The organism is Synechococcus sp. A15-62 (genome assembly GCF_014280075.1).
GTDB lineage: Bacteria > Cyanobacteriota > Cyanobacteriia > PCC-6307 > Cyanobiaceae > Parasynechococcus.
This window is the reverse complement of record NZ_CP047950.1, coordinates 1,050,817-1,065,174: the sequence shown is the minus strand read 5'-3', so window position 1 is coordinate 1,065,174 and position 14,358 is coordinate 1,050,817. Positions and strand designations below refer to the sequence as shown.

Sequence of the window (14,358 nt, the reverse complement as noted above, 5' to 3'; positions counted from 1 at the left end):
GCCTCAAACGGTCATTCCGACCAGACGTGCGGCCCTGCTGTCTGGTCTGGAATCGGCGCAGCGGAAGCGTTATCTCCGCTCACAAGCAGAAGAGTCCGAAACATCAACGTCAGTGCTCAGCGAGCACTCATCTCAATAGGGCTTAAACGCTTCAAGACAGGGTGGGAAGCGACACCGAAACCAGGAGGTCTCTTCCCTCATGGATCGGTTTGGCCATTGGGTTCAATCGAGAACCTCGAGGCTTACTCGGGCTTCACCGTCTTCATCGATCCCTAACTGATCTGCAGCTCCATGGGCAAGATCGATGACTGTGCCCTCCTTGAAGGGTTTTCGATCGTTGATCACCACAGTCACACTTTCATTGGTGTCTTCACGCGTGACTTTCACCTTCGTCCCAAAAGGCAACTGGCCGTGAGCAGCAGTCAGGGTGTTCCTCTGAAGGATCTCACCACTAGCGGTTTTATTTCCATAGAAACCAGGCCCATACCAAGTGGCCCGACCAACGACAGTCTTCTCCGTTGCAGGTGAAACATCGTGGTTGGGCTGGGTGTTCTCGACCTTGTTGCGGGAACAGCCTGCAGCGACCAGCAACACAAGCCCGACGACAGGGGACACCAACGAAAGAGTGATTCTCATCGGAGTTGTGAAGAGTTTGGGGGGAGAGTCCATGTGGACCTCGATCCCCCCTGAGTGGTGGGGAGAGTCCGTAAGGCCTCGATCCCCTTGTGGCGGCCGCTTTCGCTGCCAGACCCACATCTCCACCATGCAGTTCAGCCACAGCTGCAGGCATGCAGCTCAAGAATCTCTTCCACTGTTGGTGTACTGGCTTTACAAACTGAACCGGCGTACACCATCCCTGAAATGGGGGATATGAGCGTAAGGAATAAATCCCTCATCTGGGGGATTATCCAAGAGAATAAAATGATTACGATGAATACAACAAAAAAGCAATAAGTTCACGTCCAGATGCATCCTGTCACAGATCCAACTGAGGCTGTCAGACCCTTGCTCGTTCTGGAATGCAGAATGAATCAACAAACCAACTCCTCCGTCATGAAGAATATTTTTTCTGGACTTATTGCGGGAGTCGTGATGACGACAGTTGTGAATCAACCATCCCTAGCCAACAGCACTTACTCCAGGGCGAAGACTTGCTATCAGAATCAATACGTTGAGACTTACCATCCCGGAACGCGGGACAAGCCTGGGTACGTCAGCAGTCGAGAGGTGAGGGCCGAACGCCCTTGTCCCAAGACCCTGCATTTCCATGGGGGCAAAAGCCATAAGCACCAGCAGGGGCACCGCGCCCACAACCATCCAGATCATCCACCAACAACGTCAAGCGGAAAAACCGTCGTCGAGGCCCCTGCTGCTGAGGACAACAATTCCTGTTTGGAGGGAAGTCTCGCTGGTGGTGTTCTTGGTGGAGCCTTGGGAGGCGCGCTTGCCAAAAAGGACAACTGGATCTGGTCCATTCCCGCTGGAGCCGTTGGCGGTGCCCTGGTCGGATGTCAGATCGATGGTGGTTGAGCCCTGATCGAGAACACGCAGGCAGCTGGTCAGAAAAACCAGCCGTAACTGTGCAAGCCAATTCCCAGCAGATTCACGCCGATGTAGCAAACAGCGATCACCACAAGACCCACCACCGCAACAAGAGCTGGGCGTCGGCCCTGCCAACCGCGGCTGAGGCGGGTGTGCAGATAAGCGGCGTAGACCAGCCAGCAGATCAAGGCCCAGGTTTCCTTGGGGTCCCAGCTCCAATAGCTGCCCCAGGCTTCATTCGCCCAAACAGCACCACTCACGATGCCCACCGTGAGCATCAGGAAACCAACCGTGATCGTGCGGTAACTGAGGCTGTCGAGTTGTTCATTGGTGCTCAGCTGAACCGATTTCAGCTGAACAGAACCACCGTTGGTAAGTGAGGCCGCCTGACGAAATCCACCACTGCCAATGGAACTGCTCCTGAGTTCCAGGGATTGGTCGCGATCGGTGACCAAGACCGCCAAGGAGAGCAGGGATCCCACCAGCAAGGCGGCATAACTCACCATGATCACGCTCACATGCATCACCAACCAGCTGGAGCGCAGGGCAGGAACCAGAGGAGCCGCTGACTGCAATTGATCGGGCAACGCGAAGCTGGCGAAGGCAATGCAACCCAGGCCCATGGGGGTGGCTGCTGCCGCAACGATGGGAGACGGCCAGGCCCGTTCCACCAACAACTGGGTGAGGGTGCAAGCCCAGGCAAGGAAGCAAAGGGATTCGTAGAGGTTGCTGATCGGGAAGTGGCCTGATTGCCACCAGCGCAAAATCAGCTGAGCTGTGAACAGAAGGTTGGCGACGGCCACTAGAAGCCGAACCAAGCCAGCTCGGGATTGGCTGGACACCGCCCAGAAAGCCAGAGGCATGGCCAGCAGCAGCAACACGAAGCCTGCAAAACCAAGACTGGTGACCAGCTCAAAAGGCGTGTTCAACACACCATTTCCCAAAGACACGGCGATTCTGCCTCGGTCAATCAGCGACTGGCCTGTTTCAGTAACAGACCACCCGCCCCGAGAAACAACATCACCGGCAGCCATGCCGCCAGGATCGGTGGAAGGGTTCCCTTCACCCCAAGGGAACTGAAGCTGAAACCGATCACGTAATAAACAGCGATGATCCCGAGGGTGAGCACGAACGAGAAGCTTCGGCTGCTTCGGTAACTGGGCTGAGCGCCAAGGGTGGCTCCAAACAAGCCAAACACCAGACAAGCCATGGGAACCGTGAACTTCTCCTGGATCCGCACACGAATCTTGCGGGCCTCCTTGATGCTGCCGGCCTCTTCATACAGCCTCTGGGCCTGCAAAGCTTCAGCAACGGTCATGTTGACGGCATCCTTCTCAATTCCTGCCAGGCGCACCGGTCCTGACCCAAGGGGATAGACGTAACGATCGAAATCAGCCTTGGTTGAGCTGCCGTTGGCAGCCAGGGTCAGAATCTGGCCATCGAGAAAGTCCCAGCTGGCCTGGTCCTCATTCCAGATCGCCCGATCCGCACGCAACATCTGGGTGAAGCCGGATCGGGTGAAATCCAGAACCGTCACGTCCACCATTTCCCCGTCCTGAAACTTCCTCGAATAGAAGAGTTGATTCAGTCCCTTGCCGTCTTCTTCGCCGTCGGAGTCGAAGCGGGTCCCGAAACGGGGATAAATGATGTCGCGTCCTGTCTCACTGGCGAGGGAACGCCCCAATGAACGCTTGAGGGTGACCTCTGCATAGCGTTGGCTGCGAGGCACCACCACGTCGTTGAGGACGAAGGTGAACAGCGTCATCACCATGGAGAGGGCGAGGGCCGCGCTGATCATCCTCACTGTGGTGATCCCAAGGCTTCGCAGTGCAGTGAGTTCACTGTTCGCCGAAAGGCGGGTGAACACGAACAGCGACGCCATCAACGTTCCGATCGGCACAGAAAAGGCCAACCAACGGGGAATGCTGAACAACAGAACCTGAACCGCGATCGTGATCGGCAGGTTCTTATCGACCATCTGCCGCACCAGTTCAAACATCACGCCACCGGTGAGCAGCAGCAGGGTGAAGAGAGCGATGAAGAACAGCAGCGGACCCAGAAGCTCCTTGAGCAACCAACGATCCAGGAGATCCAGCCGCATCCAGGTGGACCTTTTGAGACGATCCACAATCACAGCTGGAATCCCTCCCCGAGGTAGTAACGACGCACCTGTGGATCAGCCGCCACCTCCTCGGACCGTCCTGCAGCCAACACCGCACCATCGTTGAGGATGTAAGCCCGATCAGTGGTGGCCAGGGTTTCCCGCACGTTGTGATCGGTGATCAGAATCCCCATGCCCCGGGACCGCAACCCCTCGATCAGCAACTGCAGGTCTGCCACCGCGAGGGGGTCAACACCGGCGAAGGGTTCATCCAAAAGCAGATACGTCGGTCCGTTGGCACCCGATGCCAGCGCCCGGGCCACTTCGCAACGGCGACGTTCCCCCCCGGAAAGTTGGAAGCCAAGCCGGTTGATGAACGCGGTGAGGTGAAAGTCTTCAATCAGCTGCTGGCGCCGCTCCCGTCGCTGCTCGGAACTGAGATCGGTCTGTTCAAGAGCGATATCCAGGTTTTCACGCACCGTGAGGTTGCGAAAAACACTGGGTTCCTGGGGCAGATAACCCACGCCAAGCCTTGCTCGCTCCGGCATGGGGAGGTCGGTGACACGCGCACCGTCCACGGTCACATCACCCTGATCAGGGGAGAGCAGACCGATCACCAGATTGAAGGTGGTAGTTTTTCCAGCTCCGTTAGGACCGAGCAGGCCGACCACCTCACCGGGGGAAAGCTTCAGATCCAAGCCCTTCAGCAACTGGCGACCCCCAAGGGTGATGGAGACATTCGACAGTTCCAGGCTCATCGAGTCACCGTGGTTGTCTCGGCCTGAACGTCGAGCATGGGTTGGCTGGGAGTGAGCGACCACTGACTGAACACCTGCTGGCCCGGAACGGGGCTGGCGATCGCGCGACCTTCCTCCAGCAGATAAGTGAAGCGATCAGCGCGGAGCTGGTTGCCGTCGGCCTGAATCACATCCACATCACCACTCAGCACAATCCGGTCTTCCTCCGTGAAGTACTGGGCCTGTCGGCTGGTGGCCACCAAGCCACGACCGGCATGCACCAGACGAACATTGCCGCTGGCAGTGATCACACCCGTGCCGTTGTCGGCCGATTGAAGATCGGACTCAATCGTGATGACGCCTGCGTCAGCCGTTTGCTGAGCCTGGGCCGACACCAGGGGCCAAAAGATGGCCAGAAGGGGGAGAGCTAAACAAAAGCCCCCGGTACGGAGCATCGCTTTAACCGCCACGCAACTCGCTTAAGTTTGTTGAGATTACCGGCGCTTCAGCGCTTGGACTCAAGAACAGGGACAGTGCATGACTCGGGATCCCCATCCTGCTGAAGCGCCTCGAGCCGCTGATGCGCAGCACGGCACAGAGACGCGAGGTCCAGGCCCAGATCTGGGGTTCCAGGACGTTTAAGACGACCCAGAGCTTCACCAAAGAGAATCGTGGCCCCCCGCCGGTTGCCCCGTTGCAAATGCAACTGCGCTACGGCCACCTGCAGGATCCCCTGCAGGCTGCGCCGTTCCGGATCAGCTGTTTCATGCCAGAGCTCCTCAAACAGATCATGAGCGGCGTACCACTCACCCGCATTGAAGAGCTCCACTCCCTGTTGAAAGCGAGGATCCGCCTGAGGCATCAGCGCTTGGACTTGGCCGGCTTCTTCCCGGGAAGTTTGCGCAGACGGATCGACTCGGGCGTGACTTCGAGCATCTCGTCGGGGCCGATGTATTCCAACGCGCGCTCCAGCGTCATCTGAACCGGTGCTTGCAGCGTGTCCAGTTCCTCAGCGCCAGCGGAACGCATGTTGGTGAGCTGCTTGGTCTTACAGACGTTGATTTCAAGGTCTTGAGGCCGGTTGTATTCACCGATGATCATTCCCTTGTAAACCTTGGTGCCGGGGCTGATGAAAAACTGGCCGCGATCCTCAGCGTTCTTGAGGGCATAGAACGTGGCCGTTCCCTCTTCGAAGGCGATCAGTACACCGTTCCGGCGGGTGTCGAATTCACCCATCATCGGCCGGTACTCATAGAAGGAATGGCTCATGATTCCTTCGCCGCGGGTGGCCCGGATGAATTCACCGCGGAAACCGATCAGACCGCGGGAGGGAACGATGAACTCCAGCTGGGTGCGGCCATCAGCACTGGTTTCCATGTTCTGCATCTCACCCTTGCGGGTGCCCAGTTTTTCGATGCAGCTGCCCACGGCAGGTTCAGGGACATCCATCACCAGGGTTTCCACGGGCTCACAAGGGGTGCCATCGATGGTGCGGTAGATCACCTGCGGCTGGGACACCTGGAACTCATAGCCCTCACGGCGCATGGTCTCGATCAGGATGCCGAGGTGCAGCTCACCGCGACCACTCACCGCAAAACGATCTGGTGAATCGGTGTCTTCCACACGCAAGGCCACGTTGGTGAGCAACTCACGCTGAAGGCGGTCACGCACCTGACGGCTGGTGACGAACTTGCCTTCCTTGCCAGCGAAGGGTGAATCGTTGACGACGAAGGTCATCTGCAGGGTGGGCTCATCCACCTTGATCAGCGGCAGAGCGGTGGGCTCATCCGGGCAGGCGATGGTTTCACCGATGTTGACGTCGTCGAAACCAGCAACGGCCACCAGATCACCGGCGGAAGCCTCTTCGATCTCAACGCGCTGCAGCCCCTCGAAGCCAAGAAGCTTGCTGATGCGGCCCTTCTTGATGCTGCCGTCGTCCTTGATCAGCGCAGCGTTCTGACCCTGTTTGATTTTTCCGTTATGAACGCGGCCAATGATGATCCGACCCAGGAAGTCTGAATAATCAAGGGTTGTGATTTGCAGCTGAAGGGGCTTTTCCGGATCACCAACCGGGGGCGGAACGTGGCGCAAGATGGCATCGAACAGCGGACGCATGTTGTCGCTGTCGGTCTTCATGTCGGGCTTGGCGAAGCCTCCAAGACCGCTGCCGAACAGGTAGGGGAAATCGCACTGATCATCGTCAGCGCCGAGTTCAATGAACAGGTCGAGCACCTTGTCGACGGCGGTCTCGGGGTCCACCCGGGCACGGTCGATCTTGTTGACGAACACGATCGGGCGCAGACCCTGCTCTAGGGCTTTCTTCAACACAAAGCGGGTTTGGGGCATCGGCCCCTCGTTGGCATCAACGATCAGCAGGCAACCGTCGACCATGCCCAGCACCCGCTCCACTTCACCACCGAAATCGGCGTGCCCAGGGGTGTCAACGATGTTGATCCGGGTGTCCTTGTAGGTGACAGCCGTGTTTTTCGACAGGATCGTGATGCCCCGCTCACGCTCCAGGTCGTTGGAGTCCATCACACAGGTGGGGACGGCCTCGTTGTCGCGGAAAATTCCTGACTGCGCCAACAGCGAATCGACCAGAGTCGTCTTGCCGTGGTCAACGTGGGCGATGATCGCGATGTTGCGGATCGCCTTGTTGTTGGCGCTCATGCGGGCTGACCGTAAGTATTTGTGAAGAACGCCAAAGGCGCAGTGCGACAGGTTATCTCAACGTGAGAATCGACTGGTGCGCTCCGGACCCTTGCTGCGCAGGCTGCCGCGGGTGACGCCCAGCTGGTGGTGGATTTGCTCCTGGGACCAGACCTCCTGGGTGGCCATCCGACCCGCCAGAGCCTCGGCATAAAGGCTGACGCGCCGGTGCGTCGCAGCGGCATCCTCATCAAGAAGTTCAAGCCGGACCCGGCGCACACCAGCCCGCAGCAGAGACGGAAGCGCCTCCACGCCCGATTGGGCCGTGCCATTGAAAAGAGTGTTGCGACACCCCAGATCAGCCCGCAGGGGATGTTCAACGCCGCTGCGATCTCGCAGGGTGACGTGGTGCTTCTCACAGGGACGACCGCAATCAGTGTGGTCCTTGCCGTTTGAGAGGAACGCACAGAACAGGCAATGCTCCATGTGGAACAACGGCATGTGCTGATGCAGGGTGACCTCCAGCAGCGCCGGATTAACGGCGGCGGCCAGATCCAGCAGTTGCTGAAGGTTCAGGTCGTAACTGGCCGTGAGTCGCTGCAGCTTCCAGTGGTCGCGATACCAATGGAAGCTCAGGGGGTTGGCGGTGTTGAGGGAAAAGTCGCCAATGCAAGGGGCCAGCGGCGTCAGCACCTCCAGCTGATCGGCATTTCGCACCAGGAAACCGTCGGGGCGAGCACGAATCAGTGGCTCAAGCGTCCAGCGTTCATCAGGCCGTGTGATCCGTGCCCCAGCCAGCCAAACACCCTCCGGCCAGCAACCTCTACCGATCGCCACCGCTTCCCGCAAATCCCGCGGCTGCTCAAGATCAGCCACCACCGAGCGAATCGGCAGGTCCGTGCCGGATAGATGGACCAAGGCCTGCAGCTGCTCCAGGCTGCGCACCAGCACCACCAAGCCTGGCTTGGTCTCGCTGAGGGGAGCGACAACTGTTGGGCACATCTGAGCCAGCAACTCTGTGGGGTCTGCTGTTTTGGTGGCTCCAGGGACAGGACCTGAATCACTGCTCCCATGCAGCGAGGCCTCCAACCGCTCCAGCAGCACCCTGCGCATGCGGTTTAGTTCCGCCACCGGCAGAAAGAGATCGCCCTCCAGCTGGACCTCAAGATGCTGGAGCGACCAGCCGGTTCCCCCCAGGCGTCCCAGTTGCTGCTCTAGGCGACCCCTATCTAGAGGGCGCTGCGAAGCACTCTGCAGCGGCATGGAGCTGCTGACCTTCAGATCCAGCCCCGGAGGCGCCAGGAGGTGCAACTCCAGCGGTGCATCCAGCCGACCGGACACCCGCAGCGACAGATCCCGAGACCGGGCCTCCACCGTGCGGCGGGCAGCACGCTGCCAACGGGACTGCCAGTCAGGGTCACTGGTGAGCCAGACCGAGGTGCCAGGTCTCAAGCCTGAGCCATCCACGCGCTCGGGCCCAAGGCGCAGCTTCCAGCGTTCGTCGCCCAGCCGCTCACACACCATGATCCGGCCACCGATCTCCCGAGGCGGCTGCAGGGGGTCGGACGACAGCTGTTCCAGCACAAGGCCCTGACCAGCTTGCAGCTGGTCCCGGCTGCGCAAATGCAACCAACCACCCCGTTCCACCCGCAGCAACTGCCCCACCAGGGGGCCGCGTTTCTTGCTCCAGCGGCCATGCACCAGACGGCGGTGGTTCACCCCTTCCAGCCAACCGGTGGACAGGCCTCGGGAAAATGCCAGCTCAAGTTGGCGATGCACCTGCGGCGCCGCAGCGGGGGTCTGATCCAGGCGCTGCCGATAGGCGTCGGTGACGGCAGCCACGTAGGCAGCATCCTTCAGGCGGCCTTCGATCTTGAGGCTGGCTACGCCGATGCGCTGCAACTCCGGCAGCAGCTCCCAGGCCGCCAGATCCTGGGGCGAGAGGAGGTATCGCTGGTCATCAAGCGGGTGAGCTTGACCATCTACCACCATTTCATAGGGCAGGCGACAGGCCTGGGCACACTCACCTCGATTGGCACTGCGCTGCCCAAGCGACTCACTGGTCAGGCATTGACCGGAATAGGCAACGCAAAGGGCGCCGTGCACGAACACCTCCAACGGCATCGCAAGGTTCCGCTGGACGAGTTGTGTCTGCAGGCGCTCAAGATCACGCAAAGCCAGCTCCCGGGCCAGCACCACCCGCTGACAACCGAGTGCAGCAGCCTGGGCGATGCCCGCTGCACTGGTGATCGACATCTGGGTTGAACCGTGCACACAGAGATTCGGCACCAGCCGCTGGGCCAGGCGACAGAGACCCACGTCCTGGACGATCACCGCATCCACGCCGGCTCGATCTGCAGCAATCAGCAGCTGAGCTGCTGCCTCCAATTCATCGCTGAACACCAACACGTTGAAGGTGAGGAATCCCTTCAAACCCCGCTGATGCAGCCACTGCATCAGCTCAGAAAGGTCTTGCAGTCGGAAATTTTCAGCCCGCTGGCGGGCGTTGAAAGCATCAACACCGAAATAGACCGCATCGGCACCGGAGGCAGCAGCCGCCTTCATCGCAGCCCAGTCGCCGGCGGGAGATAGCAGTTCGGGGACGTTCAAGGGTCGCGCCTGGAGAACCGGCTGGCCGGCTCGAACAATCGCAGTGCATCCGCATTGCCCTGGTAGCGCCAATGCCAGGGTTCGTACATCACACCCTGTTTGTTGCCTTCGGGGAAGGACAACACGAAGTGATACCGGGCCGCATGGTCCTGCAACCAGCGAAAGGCTGCGGTGTCTTGAAAGCTCTGGGAGAGGTTGGTCTCAGGAAAACGGCCATCGCCGAGATCCACGGCATAACCGGTGCTGTGTTCGGAGTAGCCGGGTGGAGCCGAAACCTGAGCTCGTTCTTCGGCGGTTTGGTTCCGTTCGGAGGCCACGTCAAAAAAGATCGATTCCTGGAGGGCCAGGGAGCGAAATCCGCTGAGCAGACGCAGATCAACCCCGTCTGCCGAGGCGGATCGCATCATCGTGTCGAGGGCATCGGCGGCCTCCACATTCAGCTCAATCCCTGGCTCAAAGACGATGAGTTGATCGGCATCCGCTTCGTCATAGGGGAAGTGACCCAGAAGACGGCCATCGGCATCGGGACGTTCGCGAAAGCCTGAAATCTCGAGGCTCTGCGTGGGCTGGCGCCGTGACAGCAGGGTGGGAACCAGCATCACCACAGCAAGGCTTCCGGCACAGACAAGAACAAGCCCGAACAGCAGACCAGCCGCGCTGTTTCCCTTGCGTTGTCGCGGCTGTCGTGTTCGACGGGCGACCGGAATGTCCTCCCGCTCGGTGCGTCGCGCAGAGGAGGCCCGAACCAAGGCGCTGATGCGTGTTGTTTCGATCGTAAAGGCAACAGCCAGGTCAACCCACAATGGTTGTTGTGACAGTGATAGCTTCAAAAAACAATCCAGCGGAGACGGGCTGAGATGTTGCGAGTTGCGGTGATCGGTGGTGGCCCCAGTGGCTCCTGTGCTGCCGAAATTCTGGCCAAGGCGGGAATTGAGACTTGGCTGTTCGAGCGCAAACTCGACAACGCCAAACCCTGTGGTGGGGCCATTCCGCTCTGCATGGTCGAGGAGTTCGACCTGCCCGACGAAATCATCGACCGCAAGGTCCGCAACATGAAGATGATTTCCCCTTCCAACAGGGAGGTGGACATCAAGCTCGATCCCCTCGGCTACGACGAAAACGCCTACATCGGCATGTGCCGTCGTGAGGTGTTCGATGCCTTCCTGCGCAACCGGGCTGCCGATCTGGGCACAACCCTGATCAATGGCCTGGTGCAAAAGATCGACACCGGCGCAGACCGTCAGGGCCCCTACACCATCCATTACGCCGACTACAGCGGCGGTGGCCCAACCGGTGAGCAGAAGACCTTGGCTGTGGATCTGATCATTGGTGCCGATGGCGCCAACTCCCGGGTGGCGAAAGCCATGGACGCCGGCGATTACAACGTGGCCATCGCCTTCCAAGAGCGGATCAAGCTTCCTGCTGAGGAGATGACTTACTACGAAGATCTGGCTGAGATGTACGTCGGAACAGACGTCTCACCTGACTTCTACGCCTGGGTGTTCCCCAAATACGACCACGTGGCCGTTGGAACGGGAACCATGCAGCAAAACCAGAGCCTGATCAAGGGTCTGCAAAGGGGCATCCGGGAGCGGGCCAACAAGCGTCTGTTCCAGGGTGAAGTGATCAAGGTGGAAGCCCACCCAATTCCTGAGCACCCCCGTCCCCGACGCGTCGTGGGCCGCATGGCGCTGGTGGGCGATGCCGCCGGCTACGTCACCAAGAGCTCCGGTGAAGGCATCTACTTCGCAGCCAAGAGCGGCCGGATGTGTGCCGAAGCGATTGTGGAAATCTCCAACAACGGTGCTTCCATCCCCACTGAGAAGCAGATCAAGTCGACCTACCTCAAACGCTGGGACCGCAAATACGGCGCCACTTATGCGGTTCTCGACATCCTGCAGCGAATCTTCTACCGCAACGACGCTGCCCGGGAAGCCTTCGTCGAAATGTGCGACGACAAGGACGTGCAGAAGCTGACCTTCGACAGCTATCTGTACAAGCGGGTGGTGATGATGAACCCCTGGCAGCAGATCAAGCTCACCCTCCGCACCCTGGGCAGCCTGATCCGGGGCGAGGCCCTAGCTCCGTCCGATTACAACCCTGTTCCTTCGGCCGTTGGCCGTTCCGACGGCGATTTCCTGGCGGAGGAAGCTGCCCAGCAGATCAAGGCACAGGCTGGCGAATCCAAAGGTTCCGAGTCGAAGGAAAAGGCCGGCGTCTCCTGACGGAGGCCGGCCCACAACATCACTCCAACATCTGTGTTGAAGCTGCTGGTTAGTTGCGCGACTCGATCGCTTTGCCAGCGGCATCCTTGATCCGCTCAATCCCCTGCTCAATGTTCTTGGCGGGGGATGTTTCTTTTTTGGTCGTCGACCAGACGTTGATGGCGTAAATACCAGCGCCAGCAATGATCAAGGCTGCAAGCACGGTTCCCAGACCATTGCCTCCCTGGCGGATCAGCACAGGCTGCTGGGTGGTGTTCGTCTCTTGATCAGACATTGAGGCTGCATGGACTGGCCCCTGCTTAGCCGCAGAGGCCAGGGCTACCTTCATTTGGATTGAATCGATTCAAATTCGGCCAACACCGAGGCTTGATTGCGCAGGACCGCCAACAGGTTGAGGCGATTGAGCCGCAGCGCGGAATCGTCGACCATCACCATCACACTGGTCTCTCCATCAAAGAAAGCCTGGAGAGCCGGGGTTGCCGCAACAAGCGCATCGGCAAGGGCCTGATACGACCGCTGCTGAGCCAGTGGCTGCAGCTGCTCGAGAGCTGCGAACAGATCCTTCTCACTGGCGGACTCGAAGCGTTCGGGCTCAACCACATCGCTGGCCACAAGCTGATCCCGTGCCAGATCACCTTTTTCAGCAAGCTTCGCGGCCCGCTGCACCACCGCCTGAACAGCATCCAGCTGACCACTGTCCCGAAGGTCACGCAACAGTTGAATCCGCTGTTTCACATCCAGGGGATCACTGAGCAGACGCTGGCTGGAGACGGCATCACCAGCCACAGCCTGCACCAGATCAGGCGCAAAGCCGTCGTCTTCCAGTTGAGACACGATCCGCTGCCGCATCAGCTGACAGAGGTCGTTGTGCAGTTGGCTGGCATCCACCGCAAAGGCCGGGAACAGAGCAGCCCACTCCTCCACGGCCTTGCTCAGGAACGCCATGAGGTCTAGGCGCCAGGCCATGCCCCAGAGAATCTGCACCACACCATTACCGGCCCGCCGCAGGGCATAGGGGTCGGAAGATCCGGTTGGTCGCTCTCCCTTAGCAAAGATGCTGAGCAGCAGCTCGAGCCGTTCCGCCAAGGCCACAACTGCTCCCGCGGGGGTTGCGGGCAGAGCATCACCGGCTCCCCGGGGCAAATAGTGTTCCACCACAGCGAGAGCGACTTCACGGGTTTCTCCCTCCTCCAGGAGGTATTTGCCACCCATCAGGCCCTGAAGTTCAGGGAACTCCCCCACCATCTGGCTGACCAGGTCGTTCTTGCTGAAATGAGAGGCACGCTGGGCCGCATCCGCCACGCTCTGATCAAGGCCGAGTTGCTTCAACAGCAGGCCCGTGAGCCGCTCGATTCGCTCGGAGCGGTCCAGAAGACTGCCCAGGCCCTCGGCGAAGGTGACACGGTCGAGGGCTTCACGCCGGGAGGCGCTGGACTGCCGCCGGTCGACATCGAGGAAAAATTCGGCGTCCGCCAGGCGCGCTCCAAGCACGCGTTCATTCCCGCGAACGATCAAGGACGACGCAGGGGCTAATCCGTTACCCACCAACAGGAACTGGGGACGAAGCACAGCCTCAGCAGTGAGTCGCAGGGGGTCTGCCTCCAGACCAGGCACCTGCAGCGGCACATAACGCTGATGGGCCTGCATCACCGTGCTGATCACCTCCGGGGGAAGCTGCAGGAACCGCTCAGCGATGGTCCCCTCGAGAATCCTCGGGTCTTCAACCAGGTCCACCAGTTCTTCGAACAGCGACGCCGGGCAGTCGGGTGTTCCGTTGGCGGCCTGAGCCGACTGATCAAGGCTGGTGCGGATCCGTTTGGCCCGCTCCGCACGATCAACAACAACACCGGCGGCTGCGAGGGTTTCTCCAAACTGCTCCGCTGATGCAATGGGCAGTGGCTCGTCACCATGGAGACGGTGGGCTCGGCTGAAACGATCGCTGCGGACCTCGGGGTCAGCACCATCGAGGACCACAGGGATCAGCTCAGAACCCTTGAGCGCCAGCAGCCAGCGGATGGGGCGGCTGAAGCGCTGGGCTCCAGTGCCCCAGCGCATGAACCGCCGACCCTGAAGAGCATCAATCCATTGAGGAATCAGCCCCTGGAGCAGTTCAACACTGGCTTGCCCCGGGGTGAGAACGGTTGCGAAGACGCAAGGCCCCTTCGGAGTGTCACGCTGCTCAAGATCTGAGGGGTCAACACCGCAGCGCTTGGCGAAACCGATCGCCGCTGGCCCTGGGACACCGTCCTTGAAGGCCTGAGCCACGGGAGGGCCCTTGCGTTCTTCCTGAAGATCGGGTTGGCGGTCCTCCAACTCAGCGACGGAGACCACCAATCGCCGGGGGGTGCCGAACACCGACACCACTCCATGGCCCAGCCTTGCCTCACGCAGGTCACGACTGACCCGCTGCTGCAGTTGGTCAAGCGCTTGCCGGACGAAATCAGCAGGAAGCTCCTCGGTGCCGATTTCCAGAAGAAAGGTTGCCGTCACGCCA

The 14,358-nt window shown here is 59.9% G+C and carries 13 protein-coding genes; 2 read left to right on the top strand and 11 right to left on the bottom strand.

Annotation, left to right across the window (positions count from 1 at the left end; translation table 11 throughout):
• Positions 1–222 precede the first annotated feature (222 nt).
• Positions 223–669 carry a septal ring lytic transglycosylase RlpA family protein gene (locus SynA1562_RS05980; RefSeq protein ID WP_255445762.1) on the bottom strand — a complete coding sequence of 149 codons (447 nt, stop codon included), beginning with the start codon at positions 667–669 and terminating at the stop codon, positions 223–225.
• A 558-nt stretch (positions 670–1,227) separates the two neighbouring features.
• Here SynA1562_RS05980 and SynA1562_RS05975 point away from each other — a divergent pair.
• Positions 1,228–1,530: a glycine zipper 2TM domain-containing protein gene (locus SynA1562_RS05975; RefSeq protein ID WP_255445761.1), complete on the top strand. Its 303-nt coding sequence runs from the start codon at positions 1,228–1,230 to the stop codon at positions 1,528–1,530.
• Positions 1,531–1,559: 29 nt separating this feature from the next.
• Here SynA1562_RS05975 and ccsB read toward each other — a convergent pair whose 3' ends face one another.
• Genes ccsB through SynA1562_RS05935 form a run of 8 tightly spaced genes read right to left on the bottom strand, consistent with a single transcriptional unit; the run spans position 1,560 to position 10,388 of the window.
• The gene (ccsB, locus tag SynA1562_RS05970; protein WP_186495153.1) at positions 1,560–2,474 is read right to left on the bottom strand and encodes a c-type cytochrome biogenesis protein CcsB; all 915 of its coding nucleotides are present in this window, start codon (positions 2,472–2,474) and stop codon (positions 1,560–1,562) included.
• A gap of 38 nt (positions 2,475–2,512) precedes the next feature.
• The gene (locus SynA1562_RS05965; RefSeq protein WP_186495152.1) at positions 2,513–3,643 is read right to left on the bottom strand and encodes an LptF/LptG family permease; all 1,131 of its coding nucleotides are present in this window, start codon (positions 3,641–3,643) and stop codon (positions 2,513–2,515) included.
• A 29-nt stretch (positions 3,644–3,672) separates the two neighbouring features.
• The gene (gene lptB / locus SynA1562_RS05960; RefSeq protein WP_186495151.1) at positions 3,673–4,401 is read right to left on the bottom strand and encodes an LPS export ABC transporter ATP-binding protein; all 729 of its coding nucleotides are present in this window, start codon (positions 4,399–4,401) and stop codon (positions 3,673–3,675) included.
• Entirely contained in the window at positions 4,398–4,835 is a 438-nt protein-coding gene (locus SynA1562_RS05955) for an LptA/OstA family protein (protein ID WP_186495150.1), read from the bottom strand. The genes lptB and SynA1562_RS05955 overlap by 4 nt, the downstream gene beginning before the upstream one ends.
• Before the next feature lie 50 nt (positions 4,836–4,885).
• Positions 4,886–5,242 carry a DUF309 domain-containing protein gene (locus tag SynA1562_RS05950; protein WP_186495149.1) on the bottom strand — a complete coding sequence of 119 codons (357 nt, stop codon included), beginning with the start codon at positions 5,240–5,242 and terminating at the stop codon, positions 4,886–4,888.
• Positions 5,242–7,050 (bottom strand): translational GTPase TypA, encoded by a 1,809-nt coding sequence (gene typA / locus SynA1562_RS05945; RefSeq protein WP_186495148.1) that lies wholly within the window; start codon positions 7,048–7,050, stop codon positions 5,242–5,244. The genes SynA1562_RS05950 and typA overlap by 1 nt, the downstream gene beginning before the upstream one ends.
• A gap of 57 nt (positions 7,051–7,107) precedes the next feature.
• On the bottom strand, positions 7,108–9,639 hold the full coding sequence (locus tag SynA1562_RS05940; protein ID WP_186495147.1) for a U32 family peptidase: 2,532 nt from the start codon (positions 9,637–9,639) through the stop codon (positions 7,108–7,110).
• Positions 9,636–10,388, bottom strand: coding sequence for a M15 family metallopeptidase (locus SynA1562_RS05935; RefSeq protein ID WP_186495146.1), 753 nt, complete (start codon positions 10,386–10,388; stop codon positions 9,636–9,638). Before SynA1562_RS05935 ends, SynA1562_RS05940 begins: the two co-directional genes overlap by 4 nt.
• A gap of 108 nt (positions 10,389–10,496) precedes the next feature.
• On the opposite strand from SynA1562_RS05935, the gene chlP reads away from it, so the two are divergent.
• Entirely contained in the window at positions 10,497–11,864 is a 1,368-nt protein-coding gene (gene chlP, locus SynA1562_RS05930) for a geranylgeranyl reductase (protein ID WP_186495145.1), read from the top strand.
• A 49-nt stretch (positions 11,865–11,913) separates the two neighbouring features.
• Here chlP and SynA1562_RS05925 read toward each other — a convergent pair whose 3' ends face one another.
• Both SynA1562_RS05925 and glyS read right to left on the bottom strand, forming a co-directional pair.
• Positions 11,914–12,138, bottom strand: a complete 225-nt coding sequence (locus SynA1562_RS05925) for a hypothetical protein (RefSeq protein ID WP_255445760.1) — start codon at positions 12,136–12,138, stop codon at positions 11,914–11,916.
• A 50-nt stretch (positions 12,139–12,188) separates the two neighbouring features.
• Positions 12,189–14,354: a glycine--tRNA ligase subunit beta gene (gene glyS, locus SynA1562_RS05920; RefSeq protein ID WP_186495144.1), complete on the bottom strand. Its 2,166-nt coding sequence runs from the start codon at positions 14,352–14,354 to the stop codon at positions 12,189–12,191.
• Positions 14,355–14,358 lie beyond the last annotated feature (4 nt).